The organism is Anabaena sp. WA102 (genome assembly GCF_001277295.1).
Taxonomy (GTDB): domain Bacteria; phylum Cyanobacteriota; class Cyanobacteriia; order Cyanobacteriales; family Nostocaceae; genus Dolichospermum; species Dolichospermum heterosporum.
Map to the genome: position 1 here is coordinate 2,199,028 of NZ_CP011456.1, position 21,824 is coordinate 2,220,851.

The 21,824-nt window shown below is 39.4% G+C and carries 18 protein-coding genes; 6 read left to right on the plus strand and 12 right to left on the minus strand.

Annotation, left to right across the window (positions count from 1 at the left end; all coding sequences use genetic code 11):
* Positions 1-87: 87 nt before the first annotated feature.
* From AA650_RS09555 to AA650_RS09565, 3 genes are all read right to left on the minus strand, one after another.
* Complete coding sequence (locus AA650_RS09555) at positions 88-5,097, minus strand: nSTAND1 domain-containing NTPase (RefSeq protein ID WP_081424195.1); 5,010 nt, start codon at positions 5,095-5,097, stop codon at positions 88-90.
* Between the two features lie 353 nt (positions 5,098-5,450).
* Complete coding sequence (locus tag AA650_RS09560; RefSeq protein ID WP_053538834.1) at positions 5,451-6,794, minus strand: AAA family ATPase; 1,344 nt, start codon at positions 6,792-6,794, stop codon at positions 5,451-5,453.
* 114 nt (positions 6,795-6,908) lie between these two features.
* Positions 6,909-7,679, minus strand: a complete 771-nt coding sequence (locus AA650_RS09565) for a pentapeptide repeat-containing protein (RefSeq protein WP_053538835.1) — start codon at positions 7,677-7,679, stop codon at positions 6,909-6,911.
* Positions 7,680-7,896: 217 nt separating this feature from the next.
* Here AA650_RS09565 and AA650_RS09570 point away from each other — a divergent pair, with 217 nt between their 5' ends.
* The 4 genes from AA650_RS09570 to AA650_RS09585 all read left to right on the plus strand — a co-directional run bounded on the left by AA650_RS09570 (position 7,897) and on the right by AA650_RS09585 (position 11,417).
* Positions 7,897-8,643 (plus strand): DsbA family protein, encoded by a 747-nt coding sequence (locus AA650_RS09570; protein WP_053538836.1) that lies wholly within the window; start codon positions 7,897-7,899, stop codon positions 8,641-8,643.
* Between the two features lie 459 nt (positions 8,644-9,102).
* The gene (locus AA650_RS09575) at positions 9,103-9,798 is read left to right on the plus strand and encodes a CAP domain-containing protein (RefSeq protein WP_053538837.1); all 696 of its coding nucleotides are present in this window, start codon (positions 9,103-9,105) and stop codon (positions 9,796-9,798) included.
* A gap of 75 nt (positions 9,799-9,873) precedes the next feature.
* Entirely contained in the window at positions 9,874-10,452 is a 579-nt protein-coding gene (locus AA650_RS09580; protein WP_053538838.1) for a CAP domain-containing protein, read from the plus strand.
* 122 nt (positions 10,453-10,574) lie between these two features.
* Complete coding sequence (locus AA650_RS09585; RefSeq protein ID WP_053538839.1) at positions 10,575-11,417, plus strand: alpha/beta fold hydrolase; 843 nt, start codon at positions 10,575-10,577, stop codon at positions 11,415-11,417.
* A gap of 66 nt (positions 11,418-11,483) precedes the next feature.
* Here AA650_RS09585 and AA650_RS09590 read toward each other — a convergent pair whose 3' ends face one another.
* The 7 genes from AA650_RS09590 to AA650_RS09620 form a co-directional block, all read right to left on the minus strand.
* A complete protein-coding gene (locus AA650_RS09590) occupies positions 11,484-11,786 on the minus strand; it encodes a DUF1816 domain-containing protein (protein WP_027401408.1) in 303 nt (100 codons plus the stop codon).
* Positions 11,787-11,898: 112 nt separating this feature from the next.
* Positions 11,899-12,924, minus strand: coding sequence for a 23S rRNA (guanosine(2251)-2'-O)-methyltransferase RlmB (rlmB, locus tag AA650_RS09595; RefSeq protein ID WP_442853963.1), 1,026 nt, complete (start codon positions 12,922-12,924; stop codon positions 11,899-11,901).
* 653 nt (positions 12,925-13,577) lie between these two features.
* Positions 13,578-14,057, minus strand: coding sequence for a Mini-ribonuclease 3 (locus AA650_RS09600; protein ID WP_053538840.1), 480 nt, complete (start codon positions 14,055-14,057; stop codon positions 13,578-13,580).
* Positions 14,058-14,320: 263 nt separating this feature from the next.
* Positions 14,321-14,674 (minus strand): STAS domain-containing protein, encoded by a 354-nt coding sequence (locus AA650_RS09605; RefSeq protein WP_053538841.1) that lies wholly within the window; start codon positions 14,672-14,674, stop codon positions 14,321-14,323.
* A gap of 747 nt (positions 14,675-15,421) precedes the next feature.
* Positions 15,422-16,567 carry a glutamine-hydrolyzing carbamoyl-phosphate synthase small subunit gene (carA, locus tag AA650_RS09610; protein WP_053538842.1) on the minus strand — a complete coding sequence of 382 codons (1,146 nt, stop codon included), beginning with the start codon at positions 16,565-16,567 and terminating at the stop codon, positions 15,422-15,424.
* Between the two features lie 96 nt (positions 16,568-16,663).
* Positions 16,664-17,059, minus strand: a complete 396-nt coding sequence (locus AA650_RS09615) for a hypothetical protein (RefSeq protein WP_199308551.1) — start codon at positions 17,057-17,059, stop codon at positions 16,664-16,666.
* Positions 17,046-17,528: a hypothetical protein gene (locus tag AA650_RS09620; RefSeq protein WP_053538844.1), complete on the minus strand. Its 483-nt coding sequence runs from the start codon at positions 17,526-17,528 to the stop codon at positions 17,046-17,048. Before AA650_RS09620 ends, AA650_RS09615 begins: the two co-directional genes overlap by 14 nt.
* Before the next feature lie 303 nt (positions 17,529-17,831).
* Between AA650_RS09620 and AA650_RS09625 the strand changes: the two genes are divergently transcribed.
* Complete coding sequence (locus AA650_RS09625; protein ID WP_053538845.1) at positions 17,832-18,890, plus strand: retropepsin-like aspartic protease family protein; 1,059 nt, start codon at positions 17,832-17,834, stop codon at positions 18,888-18,890.
* Here AA650_RS09625 and trpD read toward each other — a convergent pair.
* Together trpD and AA650_RS09635 are read right to left on the minus strand one after the other, a co-directional pair.
* Positions 18,820-19,866, minus strand: coding sequence for an anthranilate phosphoribosyltransferase (trpD, locus tag AA650_RS09630; protein WP_053538846.1), 1,047 nt, complete (start codon positions 19,864-19,866; stop codon positions 18,820-18,822). The genes AA650_RS09625 and trpD overlap by 71 nt on opposite strands.
* 49 nt (positions 19,867-19,915) lie before the next feature.
* Positions 19,916-20,755, minus strand: coding sequence for a DNA adenine methylase (locus AA650_RS09635; RefSeq protein ID WP_053538847.1), 840 nt, complete (start codon positions 20,753-20,755; stop codon positions 19,916-19,918).
* 266 nt (positions 20,756-21,021) lie between these two features.
* Here AA650_RS09635 and AA650_RS09640 point away from each other — a divergent pair, with 266 nt between their 5' ends.
* Positions 21,022-21,747, plus strand: a complete 726-nt coding sequence (locus AA650_RS09640; RefSeq protein WP_053538848.1) for a cytochrome b/b6 domain-containing protein — start codon at positions 21,022-21,024, stop codon at positions 21,745-21,747.
* The last annotated feature ends 77 nt before the right edge of the window (positions 21,748-21,824 follow it).

The following is a 21,824-nucleotide window of genomic DNA, read 5'->3' on the forward strand; positions in this document are numbered from 1 at the left end:
AATCCTCCACATCCAAAAAATCCCAACTCAAACAAAAAAATAAATCCTGAAAATCCTATAATCCTGAAAATCCTGATTCAGACAAAATCATTTACCCTTCTTAGCAAACTCCTGTGCCTTAGCTTGAGGGTCAAGTTGTAAATTCTTATCCCATTCTTTAGCTTGGCGGAAATTAGCCAAAGCCCCATTTATATCATCATTTTCTGCTAAGTTCTCACCTTGGATCACTAACACCGTTGCTGCTAATAATAACCGAGATGGAGTTTGGCAATCTTTTAATTCTGCCAACACTTGAGGATTACCAATCAAATAATTATTCAGCAAACTGCAACCACTGGTGACTAAATTATCTAAATTCAAATCCCATAAAATGATCGTCTTGTCTTCACTCCCAGAAGCCAGTTTTTTGCCGTCGGGGCTAAATCCCACACTATAGACATAACTCTCATGACCTTTGAGGGTATTCAGGAGTTTCCCTGTGGTCACGTCCCAGATTTTGATCGTCTTGTCAGCACTCCCAGAAGCCAGTTTTTTGCCGTCGGGGCTAAATCCCACACTCCCGACATAACCCACATGACCTTTCAGGGTATTCAGGATTTTCCCTGTGGTCACGTCCCAGATTTTGATCGTCTTGTCACCACTCCCAGAAGCCAGTTTTTTGCCGTCGGGGCTAAATCCCACACTCAAGACCCAACTCTCATGACCTTTCAGGGTCTTCAGGACTTTCCCTGTGGTTACGTCCCAGATTTTGATCGTCTTGTCAGCACTCCCAGAAGCCAGTTTTTTGCCGTCGGGGCTAAATCCCACACTCCCGACATAACCCACATGACCTTTCAGGGTATTCAGGATTTTCCCTGTGGTCACGTCCCAGATTTTGATCGTCTTGTCACCACTCCCAGAAGCCAGTTGTTTGCCGTCGGGGCTAAATCCCACACTATTGACATAACCCTCATGACCTTTGTTAGCGTAGCGTTCCGAAGGAAGGGTATTCAGGACTTTCCCTGTGGTCACGTTCCAGATTTTGATCGTCTTGTCACGACTCCCAGAAGCCAATTGTTGTCCGTCGGGGCTAAATCCCACACTCAAGACCCAACTCTCATGACCTTTCAGGGTATTCAGGACTTTCCCTGTGGTCACGTCCCAGATTTTGATCGTCTTGTCACCACTCCCAGAAGCCAATTGTTGTCCGTCGGGGCTAAATCCCACACTCCTAACTGAACTCTGATGACCTTTGTTAGCGTAGCGTTCCGAAGGCAGGGTATTCAGGATTTTCCCTGTGGTCACGTCCCAGATTTTGATCGTCTTGTCTTCACTCCCAGAAGCCAGTTTTTTGCCGTCGGGGCTAAATCCCGCACTAAAGACCCAACTCTTATGACCTTGCAGGGTATTCAGGACTTTCCCTGTGGTTACGTCCCAGATTTTGATCGTGGTGACACCACTCCCAGAAGCCAGTTGTTTGCCGTCGGGGCTAAATCCTACGCTATAGACCCAACTCTCATGACCTTTCAGGCTATTCAGGACTTTCCCTGTGGTCACCTCCCAGATTTTGATCGTCTTGTCTTCACTCCCAGAAGCCAGTTTTTTGCCGTCGGGGCTAAATCCCGCACTAAAGACCCAACTCTTATGACCTTGCAGGGTATTCAGGACTTTCCCTGTGGTTACGTCCCAGATTTTGATCGTCTTGTCACCACTCCCAGAAGCCAGTTGTTTGCCGTCGGGGCTAAATCCCACACTCCAGACCGAATCCTCATGACCTTTCAGGGTATTCAGGACTTTCCCTGTGGTCACGTCCCAGATTTTGATCGTCTTGTCACCACTCCCAGAAGCCAGTTGTTTGCCGTCGGGGCTAAATCCCACACTCCAGACCGAATCCTCATGACCTTTCAGGGTATTCAGGACTTTCCCTGTGGTCACGTCCCAGATTTTGATCGTCTTGTCACCACTCCCAGAAGCCAGTTGTTTGCCGTCGGGACTAAATCCCACACTCCAGACCGAATCCTCATGACCTTTCAGGGTATTCAGGACTTTCCCTGTGGTCACGTCCCAGATTTTGATCGTCTTGTCTTCACTCCCAGAAGCCAGTTGTTTGCCGTCGGGGCTAAATCCCACACTATTGACCGAACTCTCATGACCTTTCAGGGTATTAACTGCTAAGGCTAAGGCTTTGTTTTCTGGCTTCTCATTACGCTGCAAATACACCGCTTGGCTTAATGCTGCTGTCGTTGGTTCTTGAGTATCCAATGTTGCCCAAGATGCCAGTTTGACTTTTTGATTTACTCTTAATGCTTCTATCAAAGCGTTACCGCGTTCTCCCAAAGCAAACATGGCTTCACTAGATTTAGTTAAGGCTTGAATTGCATTAACATCAGCTTGTTGTTTTTGCGTTTCTGCCCTCTTTGCAGCATTCCAAGCTGTGACTGTTAACAAGGTCAATGCTACCCCTGCGGCCACTGAACCTGCTAGGGCAATTTTGAGAAAGCGATTGAGTTTAGCTTCACCAATTTTTCTTTGTTGTTTTTCCTGTTCCAGTTCTGCTATCACCGCTTTTAATTTCGGTTCTTGTTGCTGACGAATAAACAAAGCCAAATAATCATGAACTAATTGATAACGTTCACAGGGATTTTCCGGTAACAACACCACTAAACCAGATTTAACAAATATCTCTAATACTAAATCTAAGTTATTCTCAGTTTCATTTTTATCTCGTTCTAATAATGATTGCAAATTTTCTTCTAATTCTGCCTTAGTTTTTAACGGTCTTGTTCCTTGTTCGTCTGTGAGAAAATAAAGTAACAATTCGGCAAGTTCTTGATTTTTCTCACCGCAATCATTAACTATTTCCCCTAAATAACGTTTAACCAATTCTTGTTTGTTACCAATTTGCTGATATGCTGCTAAAGTTGTGATATTTTCTGTTTCTAATTGCGCCCCCACAACTTGTAATTCAATGGGACGAACTGAACCTACTTCTCCCGCTAAATCTTCTACCAGCCGATTAATTAAATCAGGTTCTAACTGAAAAGTTGTTTTTTGAGTTAAACTCTCAATCGTAGTTTTAGCATTTTCTGGTGTTAAATTACCTAATTTATACAGCACGCTTTTACTAAGAATACCATCACCAATAATATTCATATCGGGGATTTCATCACATTCTAATAAAAGATGCAAATAATCTACCCGCAAAGATAAAATTATTCGCAAAGATCCAATATTTTTATGATTTAGACATTTCCCTAAAAACTTAAAAAATTCTGTTCTGGCTTTATCGTCAGGACACACAAAGAAAAATTCTTCAACCTGGTCAAAAATTAACACTGTTCTCAGGTTTCTTTGTTCAATTTCTACCAGTTTTAAAATAAACTCTTCTTGAGTATCTAATTTTAATTCTGCTGGTTTTAATTTTGCTGGTAATACATCTAATAGTTGTTTTGCTAATTCTGGAAGCCAACTATTATAAACTCTAATTGTCACAGGTAAATTATCTTTAAACCCGATAGCTTTATTTTCCAAAGCAGGAATTAACCCAGCATTAACTAGAGAACTTTTACCCACTCCTGACTGTCCATGAATAACAATGATTTTTTTATCATTTCTCCCAATACTTTCTAATAATTTATCTACATCTATTTTCCGCCCAGATGCTTCAATTTCTGGAGAAATATTTTCTTTTTTAATGGTTTGATTTGTTTGTAGAGACGTTCCGTAATTTGTTTGTAGAGACGTTCCATGGAACGTCTCTACATTTAGATTTGTATTTTTTGCTGGTTTTAACCAACCTGCACCAATAAACGCCCGCAAACCAAATTGTTGTTCAATAGAACGAGATTCTAATTTGGTGTTAAAAGCTTCCAGATATTCTGTTTTTTGAAATAATAGTTTTTGTAAAAGATTGAGAATTTTAACATAAAGCTTTGGTTGATTATTGATAACCCCAATATCTTTAGCCAATTTTAAATTACTAATTGCTTGTTCATGTTGTTGTAATTTTTCTTGAGCTTGTGCTAGAATTAAAAATAGACTTTGACGATAATAATTTAGTAGGGGTAATTCATGAATTACCCCTATCCCTTGATTAGCAATTTTTGCTGCTTCTTGAAAATTTGATTGTTCAAAATTAGCTATTGCTAAAAATAGATAATCTTCCGCTATTTTCAAGATATTATTTTCAGCTTGATGTATTTCTAAAGCTTGTTGAGATAATATTTTTAATTGTTCCCATGCTTGTAAATCTTGGAGAATTAACCCAAATCTTGATAAAGAATTAGCAATTAAATCCAGACGTTGAGCATTTTTAAACTTTTCTAACGTTCGTTGTAAATAATTCCCAACTTCTCCCCCTTCCCTAGCGGGGAAGGGAGTTGAGGGGTTAGGTCTTAATTTTTCATAATTGCAAATTGTCAGATTATAAAGTATTTTCCCTTGAATTTCTAAATTATCCGTTGTTTGCCAAAAATCCCAACTTTGTTGATAGTAATTAATAGCTGTATCTAATTGTTTTTTGTTATATGCAATAAATCCTTTTAGAAAATTACAATTAGCTGCAAATTCTGGTTCTAAATCTTGACCATTTTTTTGTAAGTCTTGTAATGCTAATTCAAGTTCTTGTAGATTTACATTCAAATCATCATTTAAGACTTTATCTATTATTGATTTGAGTAAATTAATTAATTCATCGAAAGGAAGAGAAAAATTGATAGTAATTCCCCAACTTTCTAAATCAGGTGCAGATTCCATGATTTGTTGATATATTACATCATTAATCCATAGCACTACCGGATATGGACAATTATTTCTAAATTCTTCCCTGACTTGATTAGCTGAACTAAACATCTTTGATAAATTCGGTAAAGATTCCCAACCGACAATCATTAATGCTGCAATTTCCTGATCAAATTCTGCTTGAATAGCATTATACAATGTTCTTTCTGATGTTTGTAGCCGTAAAATCTGAATTTCAATCTGACATATTTGCTGCAATTCTTGAATAAGTTGATTTTGTAAGTCGAGATAATTGCATTTAGCTAAAATCAGTTTAAATTCTCCCTGAGAAGCTTCTAAAGACCATGCTAAATCTTCTAATTGCTGTGAGTTTGTCATATTTGGTAATTGATGATTCAATATCTTATACTCAAAATGTTTGAATTGTTTGATTCTATAGGTAGGGTAAAGCAAAAACTCATAGGTGTCAATTTAACGTAAAACCCCCGACTGGGAATTAATTCCCAGTCTCATAGCAAAAGTCATCTAAAGATGACTGAAAATCTGCAAATCCTCAAATCCCGAAAATCCTAATATGGCTTGCGCCACGCTTCGCTATCAGACAAAATATTAATCCTGCAAATCCTCAAATCCTGGATATCCTGATATGGCTTGCGCCACGCTTCGCTATCAGACAAAATATTAATCCTGCAAATCCTTTAATCCTGGAAATCCTGATTCAGACAAAATCCTCATTCAGACAATTTTTCCGATTCTGCTAAAATCGGATTGATATCAAACCATAATTCACCTTGATCTCGATATTCAAAGACAAATCTACTGCGGATTAATTTCTGATATCCTAAATCATCACTAACTTCCTTAGTTTCTTTGACATGACGTAATAATTGCCATTCTTCAGCAGAAAGTCTTAATGAGAAGTCGTTACGTTGGTCACGAATAATCTGCTCTAAAGTGTTACCCTGGAGAGGAAATTTTTTATCTTTCATAATCCAGGGGTTTAATAACTTTAAAATATCGCGCACATGACCACCGCTAACCTGACACAAACGGTCTAAAGTTGCTGGAGTATCAAAAATGTCGGTAATTTTATTTAAGCGGTCTTCTGGGGCTAAATTAGGAAATGCTCTAGCTAAAATCATCTGTCGCATTAGCGCTAATCCCCGTTGATGGATGCTACCATCTGAATAGTTAACAGGAACCATTGGTAATATTTTTGGGCGTTCTGGAAATCGTTGAGTTAGTATGCCATATTCATTGGAAAATTTCAAAGCTAAAGGCATGGTATAAATGACATGACAATTAAGTTGAGTTAGATATTCACCTTGGTCTACAAATATATATTCTTGTTGTGTGCGACCCCAGGGTTTAACCGTGTTCTCTATGCGGTCTAGGTTATCAACTATGACAACTAAACCATTTTTACCCTGTTGTTTGAGTTTAGAAATGGCAGGTTCTAAAAGTTCTTGATTAATTGCTTTTATTAAGTTTGTTTTCTGTGGTGCTAAATATTGATTTATTTTGGTTCTTAATGTGGGATCACTTTTCATTTTGGTGGTGATTTCCCCAATACCCAATGACAAAGATAATTTTTGTCCGTCAACAGTATAACCAATATCTTGACCAGCAAATTTACCTTTAACACCTGTAACTTCAGAGTTTAAAATATTCCATGCACCTTGAAGTAATTCCTGAAATTTTTTCGGTTCTTCGAGAACAATTTCCTCAAGACTTTTACTAATGCGACTAGCAATAGCTAAAAATACATCAGCAATATCTACATCTGTAATTTCTAGGTCTTTGCTAGATTCAAAATAGACAACATAAAAATCTGCTGCTTCTAATTCTACCTGCAACCGTAATAATTCTGTGGATTTACCGCAACCTATATGTCCAGTAAATAGGTTACAGGTAGGCTCATCTGGATTCCAAATTGTAATACTATCTTTAAGAGTGCTGATGATATCCTCACCACGCACTTCAGAAAAGTCAATATAACATTTTTGATCTTCTACATTCTGAGCCTTGAGTGTCCGTGCGGGGTTAGTGGCTTTATGAAAATCCTTAATATCCATCTTGTCAGTAGTATGATTGTCTTGGTAGTGATTAAGTATCCTTACTAGCAATAATACTTGTTTTTAAGTAATTAGAAAAGACTTTTCAACCTAATTTTCTGGATAAAATGGGGACTAGAAGGGGAAAAACTGTAATAAGACTGAACCTAAATTCCCTACAAAGTCCATAAAGCTGGGTTTACCCGCACTCACTGTTTCTGAGTAAGGCGTTTTTAATTCTGTAATAAAAGCTTGCGTTGTTTTTAGTCCTTCGGTATTTTTTTCTTTTTCAAATAATTCTGCTGCTATTTGAGCATCTTGTAAGGCCTTTTGTCTGTCTAAACTTTGATAACTAGCAATACCACGGGCTAAGTATGCACCGGCATAGTCTGGTTTAAGGGCGATCGCTTGGCTAAAATAATCAATAGCTGGTTTAAGATTCCCCTTTTCTGCTGCTGCTACACCCCAAGCATAAAAATCTTCTGATTTAGCAATTTGTGAAGGTATTCCTACCGCACCTTGAAAATTTGCACCTGTAATATTCGCACCTTTCAATTCAGCATTCATTAAATAGGTATCTCTTAAATCAGCACCAGTTAAATTTGCACCACTGAGTTTAGCCTCACTTAAATTCACACCAAATAAACTTGCACCGCTTAAATTTGCACCCCGCAAATCCGCACCGGCTAAATTTGCCCGACTTAAATTAGCACCCACAAGATTAGCACCGTTTAAATTTGCCCCAGCTAAATCAGCCATGACTAATCCAGCGTTACCAAGAAAGCATTTTGGACACTTTTTATTTGCCAATAACTGCCTAATATCCTCATAACTTGCAGCTTGAACTGCACCTGATAAGCTCACACTGAGTAAAAATACAGATGTTGCCAAAATTTTACTGTTCATAATTTATTTTTGTATTAATCCAAGTTTTTGGTTTAGTGTGGTCAGTTGTCAGTTGGTAATTATTTCCCCCTGCTCCCTACCCCTCTATCTCTTCCCTATTCAGCCAAGTTTAAACCAATAATACTGATAATGATAAAAGACATAGAGATAATTTTTACAACTGCTGTTTTCTCCGCTACTTGATAAAATTACATTGCTAGTTATCTATCTTTGACAAATGTTCAAAATTTTTACTCATTTTCGCAATTTAGCAATTGTTAGCTTGATCTGTCTGATATTAAGCTGGTCACTTCCCGTCCAAGCTGAGACTAAAATAGACCCCCAACTAGAAAAACAAGTTCTAGAAATTATCCGCAAACACCCAGAAATAATTATTGAATCTGTGGCAGCATATCAGCAGCAACAGCAACAGAATATCCAAAAATCACGGCAAGAATTTATCAATAATTTTCAAGCAAATCCTCAATCCGTAATTGGTGATTCTCCCACAATTGGTGCAACCAAATCAAAAACGGTATTAATAGAATTTTCAGATTTTGAATGTCCTTATTGTGCCGAAGCACATCAAACACTCAAAGATTTATTGGCAAAATATCCGAATAAATTCACCTTAGTTTATAAACATTTTCCCCTTTATCAAATTCATGATCAAGCATTACCCGCAGCTACAGCAGCTACAGCAGCATATAAACAAGGTAAGTTTTGGGAATATCATGATGCCCTGTTTACCAATCAGAAACAATTGGGTGAGACTTTATATTTAGATATTGCCAAAAAGCTCAATTTAAACCTCACAAAATTTGACAATGATCGCAAATTAGCTAATAAATCCATTGAAAAAGACCTATTATTAGCCCAACAATTAGGATTAGGTGGCACACCATCTTTTATTATCACCAGTCCAAATTTTGCTGGACCTGTAAAACTCACAGAAGTAGAAGAAATATTGCAAGGTAAACAATAAAATCTGATGATTTGGAATAATTTATACCAGTTTCATGGTTATTGCCAATAAATCTGCACCTTTAGCTAGAGGTGGCACTTATTAATTAAGTGTTCTAATTACAGTAAGTGTAAGGAGTAGTCTTATGAGAAGTGATGAGGATAACTTTTCGCTTCTCAATTCCTCTTTTGAAGCAGGAGTCACCGAGTCAGGAGTCAGAATAAATTAAGTAGGTGGGCGTTAAAAATTGTCGTTACTTCGACTTCGCTCAGTAACCTATGGCAAGGCAAGAGGCAAGAGTGAAGAGGGTTTGGGCGATTTTACTTTTCTTTACACAGATTGGTTTTATTGTGTTCACCTATTTCAAAAATCAAATTATTAATCCGATCATACTTTACATTTAATAGCAAATAAGATTACAACAGGTAATAAGTAGTTATCCAAAAAGATCACTACATTAAACAAAAAACGAGGTTATGAATGCGTTACCTGGGATTTTTGGTATTATTACCTATTACGCTGGCAACAACTTTTTCTGATCAATTACTCAAACATCCAGAATCTACTCTGCCACTGATTGCTAATAAAAATAATCAAACTTCATTAGCACAAACAAATTATCTGTCCACCCTAGAAAAACAAGTAATTGCGGAAACTAACAAAGTTAGAACAAATCCCCGTTCATATATACCTATTATAGAAAATTATAAAAAACGGTTTCAGGGGAATCGCGTCAAGATTTCTAGTAATACCTATTTAATTACCCAAGAAGGTGTAAAACCTGTGGATGAAGCTATAACTTTTTTAAAATCCGTCCGTCCCGTTGGTGCATTACGTAGCTCGAAAGGAATGTCTTTAGGTGCGCGAGATCATGTTAAAGACCAAAGACCAAAGGGCGCAACAGGTCATAATGGTAGTGATGGTAGTAACCCTAGCACTCGCATCAATCGTTATGGTAAATGGCAAAACACCGCTGGGGAAAATATCAGTTATGGACCAAATACAGCCCAAGATATTGTCATGCAACTAATAATTGATGATGGTGTACCTTCTCGTGGACATCGGAAAAATATTTTTAATCCATCTTTTCGGGTAACTGGTGTGGCTTATGGTTCTCATAAACAGTACAGAACTATCTGTGTAATTACTTATGCTGGTGGTTATATAGAAAAATAGATTTTTGATTCTCAAGATTTACACGGAAGATTTATGATTAACCCATAGCGTCTATCTTCCACCTGTAGGTAATCAATGACTCAGGCAAATTTGACCATTCTCTCCGATTTAGAACAGAAAGTAATTGCCGAAATGAACCTGGTGCGGACAAATCCTGCCGCTTATATACCACTTCTAGAAAGCTGGAAACAGAAATTTGAAGGCACAAAAATCAAAATCGCGGCAAATTCCTATTTACAAACCAAAGAAGGAGTTGTAGCTGTTGATGAGGCGATCGCTTTCCTTAAATCTACCACTCCCATCATTGTCTTACATCCCTCCACAGGAATGTCTTTAGCCGCAAAAGATCACGTCAAAGACCAAGGCGTAAAAGGTGGTATCGGTCATAATGGTAGTGACAGCAGTGATCCCTTTACCCGTTTAAATCGTTATGGTCAATGGCAAAGCACCGCCGGCGAAAACATCAGCTATGGTCAGAAAACAGCCCCAGATATCATCATGCAATTGATAATTGATGATGGAGTCCCCTCCCGTGGCCATCGCAAAAACATTTTTAACCCAGCTTTTCATACAACTGGCGTTGCTTACGGCAATCACATCACCTATGCAACTATGTGTGTAATTACTTACGCTGGCGGTTACATCGAAAAATAAATAACGTAGGGGCGCAGGGTCTACGCCCAATAAAGAGTTAACCTTTGCGCCTTTGCTTCTTTGCGCCTACCCTGCGGGATCTCTAAGAGAGATTGCGCGAAACATAACTTATATGGACATTTATGGGAAATCACACACCTAGAACCGTACCACTTAACTTCTACACCCAAGGTCAAGGATTTCCCATACTTGGTTTACATGGACATCCTGGTTCGGGACGTAGCCTTTCCGTCTTCACCAATCATTTATCACAACACTACCAAACCATTGCCCCAGATTTACGCGGATACGGCAAAAGTCGGTTTCAGGGTAAATTTGCAATGCAAGACCATTTAGACGATATAGAAGCCCTATTAGATCGGTTGAAAATAGAAAAATGCTTAGTATTGGGATGGTCGCTAGGAGGCATTTTAGCGATGGAACTAGCCATGCGTCTACCCCAACGCATCACAGGCTTAATTTTAGTAGCCACAGCCGCTAGACCTTGGGGCAATCATCCCCGAATTTCTTGGAAAGACAATATTTATACAGGAATTGCAGGTATATTAAACTATATGAAACCCAGTTGGCAATGGAATATTAATACTTTTGGCAAGCGATCGCTCTTTCGCTACTTGATTCAACAACACACATCCACAGCTTACAATTACATAGCTAGGGATGCCCTACCAGCCTACTTACAAACCTCATCAGCCGCTACAAATGCCCTCTACAGTGCCATTAGAGCAGGTTATAATCGCACCCCAGACCTTTGGCAAATTCAATGTCCCAGCCTAGTGCTTGCTGGTGAACAAGATCGCCACATTACCGCTGATGCCAGTTTAGAAACAGCCCGACACATTAACAACTCCCAATGGCAATGTTACCCCAACACAGCCCATCTTTTTCCTTGGGAAATACCCCAACAGTTATTAGGAGACATTGACAATTGGTTAGCCAATAACCACCAAATCATGAAAGTTTAAATTAGGCATAACTCGTTCCCAGGATTAGCCTGGGAACGATAACAGCCTCTGGAATTGGTAATTAGACTAATTTTGACCGCTAAAGACAGGCTTTACTTTACGGTCAATCCATTCCCCCAAATCTTCAGCAATTGTTAAAACAGTAGGCTTACAGCGTTTGATATTCACTATAATTCCCTGCGCCCCTTCAATTTCCAAATCCTCTACATAGCCATTGCTGGCTTTAGTAGCTGCCGCAGAACTGAAAAATGGACCGAAGTAGTATGTACAACTGGGATTTTGTGTAACAACTTCTACCCACCAAGCAAGACCGAGTCCATTGAATGTACTAATTAACCTCTCTTGGAAGTTATGCCAAATCGTTGTCATAGTTTTCGCCGATTTATAAACGTGATAACTGGGCGTGTGCAAATAGATTAAATTTATTGTCTTTTACAGTTGCTGACTTCGCAGACAAATATCCACGAGATCAGCTTTTGTACTATTGTTTTTTCAAAGCAATTGTCTGTAGTTTATCAAGATACAGTGTATTCTGCGATTTTTGACGATAAATTTCGTAAAGTGCCATACCAGTTGCCACCGACGCATTGAGGCTAGGAGTCTTACCTTGTAAGGGAATAGACACCAAAACATCACAGGAACGTTGTGTCAACATCCCCAGACCTTCGCCTTCACCACCCACAACTAAAACCACCGGTCCGCTAAACTTAACACTTTGTAATGGTTCGCTACCTGTAACCGCAGTTCCATAAATCCAAAAGCCTTGTTCTTTTAACTGTTCTAAAGCGCGACCCAGGTTGACAACTCTAGATACAGGAAAGGTTTCTAATGCACCTGCCGCCACTTTTACGACAGTAGAAGTAATTCCCGCTGCTCTTCTTTGGGGAATCACCAAACCATGAGCGCCAATAGCTTCCGCCGTGCGAATAATCGCCCCTAAATTATGGGGATCAGTAATACCATCAGCAACTACAATGACAGGATCAGTAATAGATTTGGACTTAGCAATCAGGTCTTCTAATTCAATATAGGCATAAGGAGCAATTTGAGCCGCTATTCCTTGGTGGTTAGCGCGACCAGTAATTTGGTCTAACCGCATTGGTTCAACTTCATCAATCACTGCGCCATTATCCTTGGCTTGCAAAATCAAATGATGGAATCTGGGATCATAACGAAGACGAGTAGTAATCCAAAGACGGTTAATACTGCGTTCATTTTCCAACGCCGTCAAAACTGGATGACGACCATAGATTAAATCAGTCTCTTCTGTGGATGTAATTTCTGGAAGTTCCTGGGAAGACTGATAAGAAGGACGATATCTACTGGTGAAGGATTTACCTTCATTTGCTAAGGTGATTTCTGAGGATGGTTCAGAACCGTAGCGAGAGCGGGGTTTAACTGAGAATGATTTACCTTCTCTGTCTCCTCTACCTTCTGGGGATGGTTCAGAACCGTAGCGAGAGCGGGGTTTAACTGAGAATGATTTACCTTCTCTGTCTCCTCTCACTTCTGGGGATGGTTCAGAACCGTAGCGAGAGCGAGGTTTAACTGAGAATGATTTACCTTCTCTGTCTCCTCTACCTTCTGGGGATGGTTCAGAACCGTAGCGAGATGTCCGAGGTTTAACTGAGAATGATTTACCTTCTCTGTCTCCTCTACCTTCTGAGGATGGTTCAGAACCATAGCGAGAGCGGGGTTTTGCGGAATAGGATTTACCTTCTCTGTCTCCTCTAACTTCTGGGGATGGTTCAGAACCGTAGCGAGAGCGAGGTTTAGCAGAATAGGATTTACCTTCTCTGTCTACCCTAACCTCTGGGGATGGTTCAGAACCGTAGCGAGAGCGGGGTTTTGCAGAATAGGATTTACCTTCTCTGTCTCCTCTAACTTCTGGAGATGGTTCAGAAGCATAGCGAGATGTCCGGGGTTTAACGGAAAGGGGTTTACCATCACTTTTGCCTTGATTACGGCTAGGTTGAGGCACAACGCGTTTGCCCTTGATTTTCACTGGCTGACCACGTTTTGGTTGTCCGCCGGCATGATTTTTCTTTGGTTGACTTGTCATAACAGTATTGAGGTTTGATTTAAATGAGTGAACAGCCCGATGACATCAATTTAATGAACCATTACAAATCAGTAACAATCGCCAGATGTAGCTTCTCACTATTTCTCTAGGGGAAGTTTTTGTAATAGCTCGGTTAAACGGGGGTAATCAGTAAGATATAGGTAGCCAACTAAGGTTTCTAAACTAGTTGCCTGTTGATAAATTTCGGGATTTAGTCGTTTATGACGACTCGTAGCAGAGTTACGACCTCTGCGAACAATTTCTAATTCGTTACTCCTCAAGTAAGGAGTTAACATTCGCAAATGTAGCGCTTGTGTTTCTGCTCTTACCTGATCCACTACGGAACGATGGTAATTTTCCAATCGTTGTTGTGGCCACAGATAAAACATTCTAACATATAATTCGTAAATTGCGTCCCCCAAGTAGGCTAATGCTGAAGGAGATATCTGTTTTATTTGGGCTGGGGATATTTGCTGGGGTAGTTGCGTCGCATTTACCAACCACGGGTAAATCTCTGATGAATGCTGTGTAGCGGTTTCATCTTCTTCGTGTTCGCCTGTTTCCTCCTTGGACTTCACAGATTAATCATTCCTTAAGAAAGCACTACATCGGGAGACAATTTTTGCCGTCATTATCTAAAACAACTTAAATTATATTTAACTCTCAACATAATACATTAAATGGGGGTTCTTCTTTGAGATGGGGGTGTGTAGTTGAATGAGATCCAGAATCTGAGATAAAAGCCATACGGAAAGAGACTCCTAACTTCTACTGTAATCCAAAAATTAAGCTATCCAGATTTGACATCGGATAGCTTAATTTAGATTTTCCATTCAAGCAATCAATCTGCTGGGATGTTTTCTAGGGCTGCCTCAACTGAAACTTGTAGGGAGAGAAACTTTTCTAAACGAACAAGCTTAACCGTTTGGGTGACACGAGCATTAGTGACAATTTGGAAACTGCCTTCACTTTGAGATTCAGGTTTAGCCAGTTTGGCTAGTCTTACAAGCGCACCTAAGCCAGAGCTATCCACAAAGTCAATACGTGAGAGGTCTAAAATGATGTTTTTTGGACCTTCCTCGATTTTACTGCCAATTACTTTAGTGAATGTCGGCTCAGAGAAAGCGTCTAATAAACCTGTGAGGCGTAATAGCTGACAGCTATCGCGGACTTCGCGTGTACCTCTCAGGCTCACGGTTAGATTTAATGGTTCAGCTATGATTTTCTCCTCGTTCTTTTTACTAAAAGTAAACGTTCTAGTATAGATGGTTTTTGAGCAATTTGTCTATGTTGGGAACTGGCAAAATTTTTTACTAGTTACCAATGTCCATCATGACCTGGGAATTTTAGATTTTAGATTTTAGATTTTTTGGGGTTTATGGGTTTATGCTTTACCTCTGCTGGCATGAATCCAAGTTTGTGAATTTGACACTCTCACTGGCTAAAGCCACTGAGATTCTTGGTTCAACGAGTCCACTTAACTTAGAACCCTTGCGGTATCTAAGCCAGAGGTGGTTCTCTCCCCAAGCGTTAACTTTCCCCCTGCCCGAAGGTAGTTGCATTACTGCAAATTTTGATTGAGTTTAAATTCTGTGTCGTCTAGCTCCCATGAAGATTTTACCTATTCGGAGGGCAGTCACTAGAACTATGGAATAGAACCCCATATCAACAAGAGTCAAGGTACAGATTGCGGTTAGGCAGTTAGGTTTTTATACAGGTTGATTACCATTCCTGTTGTGAACAGTATAACACCATTGAGAGCAAAGATAACAAAACTTCGCGCACCTCAACCAATCTTCATGAAAAAAAGACTCTATGCGGTTAAAACCGCACGAGCGGTCATTGAGCTTGTCGAAGTGTCGCTTGTATCTCAGGTCTAAAGACACGCTCGCTTTACGCTTACCGGATGCTCTTCTAAAATCGGCAATCCCAAATCTAAAATTTATTGCCGTGCTGCTTGCATTTTTAGTACAAACTGCTCAAATAAGTAATCGGCATCATGGGGTCCAGGACTGGCTTCTGGGTGGTACTGGACAGAAAACACAGGTAGGGTCTTGTGACGGACTCCAGCTACGGTCAGATCATTGAGGTTCAAATGGCTGATTTCAACTGTGGCTGTGGGTAAGGAGTCTGGGTTCAAGGCAAAACTGTGGTTTTGGCTGGTAATTTCCACTCTTTCTTGTAAGCCGGCAGGTTGATTTAAACCGCGATGTCCAAATTTTAGTTTAAAGGTTTCTGCTCCCAGGGCATGACCTAAAATTTGGTGTCCCATGCAAATGCCAAATATGGGTTTTTGGCTCTCTAGCAAGGCTCTGGTGGTGTTGATACCTTCTGTGACGGCGGCGGGGTCTCCTGGTCCGTTGGAGAGGAAAATACCATCTGGATTGTATTTGAGAATTTCTTCTGGTTGTGTATCGGCAGGAACAACTATGACGCGACATCCATAACTGGCGAGACGGCGTAAGATATTCCGCTTGACTCCAAAGTCTAGGGCGACGACGGTGAAGGTTTCGCTAATTTTAGCTACGGCTTCGGGGTTGAATTCCCAAGGGGTGGTTGTGGCTTCCATCCATTCGTAAACGGTTGGTGTGGTGACTTCTTTGACTAGGTTTAAGCCTGTCATGTTGGGTGCTGCTTGTACCATTTCTAACAATTCTGTTTCGTCGAGAATTGCGGTGGAAATGCCGCCATTCATGGCTCCAAACATCCGAATTTTCCGGGTGAGGGCGCGGGTATCTATGCCGTAAATACCGGGAATGTGGTGCTGTTGCAGGTAGTTGGGTAGGGATTGGGTGGAACGCCAGTTACTAGGTTTATGACATATATTGCGAGCGATCGCTCCTTTAATATGGGGTTGATTTGATTCTTCATCTTCGGAATTAATACCAGTGTTTCCTATTTCGGGATAGGTAAAAATGACGATTTGTCCACAGTAACTAGGATCGGTTAACACTTCTTGATATCCGGTCATACCAGTGTTGAACACGATTTCGCCAATGGCAGTTCCTGTAGCGCCGAAAGACCAACCACGATAAGTAGAGCCATCTGCTAGGACAAGTAGAGCAGGTACTGCGTCAGATAAGGACATAGATCATTTGTAATTAGTAATTGGAGAGAAAAGAGGGTTTTATATCTTCTATAACTTATTTTTTTAGAAGACAGCAAAGGTATATCTTCTCATGGTTTATGAAGGTGGAGAGTCTATATCTACAATATTCATTTCTATAATTGTCAGTTGCTCTTTCAAGTCCTGGTCGCTAGGTCTTTTAGGGTATTCTTCATGGGTATAAACCCATACAGGATAGACAGAACAAGAATTTTGATGAACAACATACATAAATCGGCCTCTACGAGAAGCACCTTGAAGTTCTGGCATCAAAAACCGAATTTTTCTAAATTCAAAATCTGGTTTGTAAGCACCTTTAGGAAAATTCTCGCTATCTGATTCATCAAAAAGCGGATCTTTTGCAAGAGTCTCTATATACTTTTGTATCAAAGTCTCAAATGAATCTCTAGCTCTTTTATTTTTTTTGTAGTGAGTTTTAACAAGTTTAACAAGACTAATCTCAAACTTCTGCAATGGCCTTATCGAATATATTTCGCAACCAGGCACTACTATCCTCCGGCTTTACTTCTGGAATCCGTTCGTAATTTAAACGCAATTCCTCTAAAGTATCAGATAAAACAGCCTGATAGCCGGGATCATCTTGCTCAATACAATCAAGAATTGTATCAACCAAGAAATCAATAGCATCAATACAAGCATCAAAAGATTCTCTTTGGGAGCTAAGATTCAAAAAAAGCAAATAAATTTTTGATTTGAGGATATCCAAAAACCCTGTAGCTCCCTGCGTTGGTTCAATAAAAGAGTAGGCAAAATCTGTTAAGTAATCACGTTGTTCAGAAGATAAATTGTTCCATTCAGTCTTGATCTCTCTAGATGCTTTCTTTAAACGTGAAGCAATTTCATCAAATTTTGAAGTAGAAGCAACCTTCTTACCCCGAACTTGATAAATTTGCTCAAAATCAATTAACACTGCGCTAGACATGGTTAATACCTCTACTTGTATATAAATGACAACCTTAAATACCTTTCTAGAGAATATAACTCCTCACGGATAATATCTGGATAATGCCAAATAGACAATATATTCTACATATTGATCGAAAACTCAAAACCTTCCTGTCATTACTATACAATCCTTTACAAAAAAATCATGTATATGTATATAAAATTACCAGAAATTCCCAATCAAAACTTTAATTTTAAAATGATTCAATAGTCAAGCATTTTTAATTGGGTGGGAGGAGTACACTTGGGAAGAGCAGCCAGGGCGGTTAAAACATTCACTATGCTTCAGTATTTTTTGTCCCGGACAGCCCTCATTTTTTGTTCCGTTAGTTTAGCGGTTTTGACTGTTGCTTGTAATCAAGATCAGCAGACAAAGATAGCTGGTGAGTCTAAACAATCTTTATCAAATGGGAGTTTGGCAGCTATCCGTTCTTCCAGTCAACGTAAACAACTGTTAGCTAGTCCAAATTCAACGCCACGAGCATCTGCTTCCACCCAATTAAGTTCTTTGGAAATGGCACTAGATAAAGCTGCTGGTGCTAAAAGTATCAGCCAATCCGCTGTATCTGTGGATGATTGGAAGTTGGTGGTGAATCAGTGGCAAGATGCGATCGCTCTGATGAAGCAAGTTAGGCGCAATAGTGGCAATTTTGCCTTTGCTCAACGTCAAATCCTTGAATACCGCCGTCAAGTTGCCTTAGCTCGCCGGAAGGCTTACCCCAAAAATTTAGCATCTTCTGTAACTCAGCCGCAATCAGTGGTCATTGAGGTTCCTCAACTACCGGGTAATGGGATAATTTCGGCTCGTCCCTCTGATAAAGCTCTAAAACCATCCTTATCTAAATCTAAGCCTAGTTTCTCGCCACTACCCACCCTCCCTCGCAACCACGAGGTATTTATTGCCCCAATTAAACGGCGAGTTGGTGGTACACCAATTATTGAAGTTACTTTCAATGGGACACAGCAGTTTGAGATGATTGTAGATACGGGGGCGAGTGGGACTGTGATTACCCAGAAGATAGCAGCGGCTTTGGGTGTAGTTACTGTCGGCAAAGCTAAAGCGAATACTGCCAGTGCCAAAGCGGTAGAATTCCCCATTGGCTATCTTGATTCTATGGAAGCCGGGGGCATGATCGTAAATAAGGTCCCAGTAGCGATCGCTGGTACAGAATTAGAAACAGGACTTTTAGGACATGACTTTTTCGGTAATTACGATGTAACTATCAAACGTAATGTCGTAGAATTTCGTCCCCAAGGCCACTCAGAAGCTAATCCTTCAGAAAATCCACTAAATGTTCCAGCTTTGTCCAAGGGCTACCGCTTTGTAAAATTTCTTTAGCTACAGTCACCCCTTGGGCATGATTTAGCCAGGGAACTACACCTGCTACTTGCAATGCCAGGGAAGCATTTAACGCCACTATATCTTGTTGCGCTTGTGTGCCTTTCCCTTGCAAAACTTTTTTAAGAATCACCGCATTTTCTTGTGCGTCACCACCCTTAACAGCGGTAATGGGAGCAGGAATCACACCAATTTCCTGGGGATCAACAGTAGTTAGGAATACTTTACCATCTTTTAAAATCGCCAAATCGGTAATATCGCCCAAACCAGCTTCATCTAATTTTTCTCGTCCATGGAGAACCACCGCTGTTTGTGTTCCCAAGAGATTTAAGGCTTCAGCAACGGTTTCTATCAGTTGAGGATCAAAAACACCAATTACCTGACCAGTAGGATTCAGGGGATTTACTAAAGGTCCTAGTAAATTAAACACAGTCCGCACTTTGAGATTTCGCCGTAATGGGGCAACGGCTTTCAGGGCTGGATGCCACCCAGGGGCGAATAAAAATGTAATTCCTACCTCTTGCACTGCTGCTTGGACTTTTTCACTGGCAGCAGTCAAATTTACTCCCAAGGCTTCTAAAACATCCGCGCTTCCCGTGAGACTGGAAGCAGAACGACTACCATGTTTAGCCACAGGTACACCAGCAGCAGCCACTACAAAGGCGACAGCGGTGGAAATATTAAAGGTTGATGCCCCATCACCACCTGTACCACAAGTATCAATTAACCGTTGGGACGGTGTTTCCCCGCCCTTGTTCATGGATATAGAAGACAGGGATTTTAATACTTCTGCCATTCCTGTTAATTCTTCAGCACAAATTCCTTTAAAGTTCAAGGCCATTAAAATTGCCCCTGACAGTTCTGGGGGAATCGTTTCATTTATCCATCCTTGCATCAATTCTGCGGCTTGAGTCCGGGATAATGATTGCCGTTCCAATAATTGTTTGAGTAAGTTAGACCAAATAGTAAAATCCATTGTTCGGCTTTTTTATGATGTTGAATGTGATTTTACCAGATTTAGAGGTTTAGATCCCCGACTTCTTTAAGAAGTCGGGGATCTGATAATTACTAATAAATAGTTCTTTGCCTTTTTCGGCTTTTTTTTGTTTATAGTTATTCATGCCATATTGTAATTCCCATGTAATGATATTTGCCCATTTAAAGTTTTCTCTGATTTCTGGGCAATCGTCATAGGTAATTAACCAGTTATGGGGACATTGTTTTAAATTTGAAGCAAATCTTTGATGATCAAATCCTGTATGTAAATCTCCTTTTTTTCCATATAATTTAGATTTTTCGGCTTTAACATAAGGAGGATCTAAAAATATGAATACTTCTTTTCCTGGTTCATTAATCAGATGGCTATAATCTAAGTTAGTAACTTTGATATCTTGTGTTAGTATATTTTCTAATTTTTCTAGTCTATCTATTGATGAATTGGTAAATCTTTTATGAAAAGATTCTAAAGAAAATCCACCGGATTCTATAGTTCCAGAAAATGTAATTCTATTCAGAACAAAAAACCGGACCGCTCTTTCTAACTCTGATAAGGTGTTAACATTTACATGAGCTAATTCGGCAAAAAGTAATTTTCCATCTTGAGAATTTTCTTTAACTTGACGAACTGCGGAAACTAATTTTGGTAAATCAGATTTTGCCAAATGCCAAAATAAAAATAATTCTGGGTTTAAATCGTTAATGGAAATCTTTAAATTGGGAAATCGTTGTTTGAGATAAATGAAAACTGAACCACCACCAACAAAAGGTTCTCTGAATTCAGAAAACTTTTCTGGAAGACATTCAGCGATGCTTTTAATTGCTCTTGATTTTCCACCAGGATAACGGAGAGGACTTTTGATATTCATGTTATTTGAGTTTGCAGAGGGAATATAGCAGAATTCAGGATTCAGTAAAACAACATTTATTGTAGGTTGGGTTGACGCAAGGAAACCCAACAAACTCTTACTATATTACTGCGAATGTTGGGTTTCACTTCATTCAACCCAACCTACTGTTCGGCTTTAAATTTAGATCCTGTACCTAATTAATCTGCAATTTGCTGTAATATAAATCCTATGTTTTAATATACTCAGCTAAAATTAGCTTTTGTGGAAACTTACTATATCAACTTATGAATCGTTCAGCCCCCTATCAACCATTAATATTCCGAATCCTGCATGGTATAAGCGGGATTTTAGGAATTGGTGCAATTATTAGCGGATTCTTAGTTTACAATACTTTTGACAAAAGATTTGGATATATCGCAATTCCCAAAATCAATCCTATACAGGATATTCATGGGACATTAGCAGTATTTTTCTTGATTTTACTGCCATTTTTTGCTGTTTATAGTTTTCATGCTGGAAAAAGACGACTGTTACAACCAGACTCTATCCAAAATCTAACTCAATTTGGTAAACCAATTTGGTGGGTAAGTCTGCAACGTTTAGTGAATACTAAAATGTTGCTTGCTGCTGTTTTAGTGGTGGTATCTGGGAGAATGATGAAGGAAGAATGGCTACCACTAGGAGAACTTGATCATGTTTGGTATTATGCTCATCTCATAGCTTGGGTAATCATAATTTTTTGTTTAGCAATTCATGTTTTGATGTCGGCTAAAGTTGGTGGTGCGCCATTATTATTATCAATATTATCCTGGAAATTCCGTCCAGAAGATAGTCCTACTAACTGGTATAGTCGTCTCTGTGTTTGGTTGGGTAATTTTTCCCATAATCTTCGGGAAGAAATTAATCAGTTTATGAAGGGTGGTTTATTATTGCAAATTATTGAGGTAATTGTCTTAGGGGGAATTATCTCAGCATTTATTTTACCTTTGTTTTTTTCTGGTGGTCAATAATTGACAAATTGAACAAAATTAAGAGTTCTCCAATTAAAAAAATATCTCAAAATTTCTTGTGGTGCGGGCATCTTGCC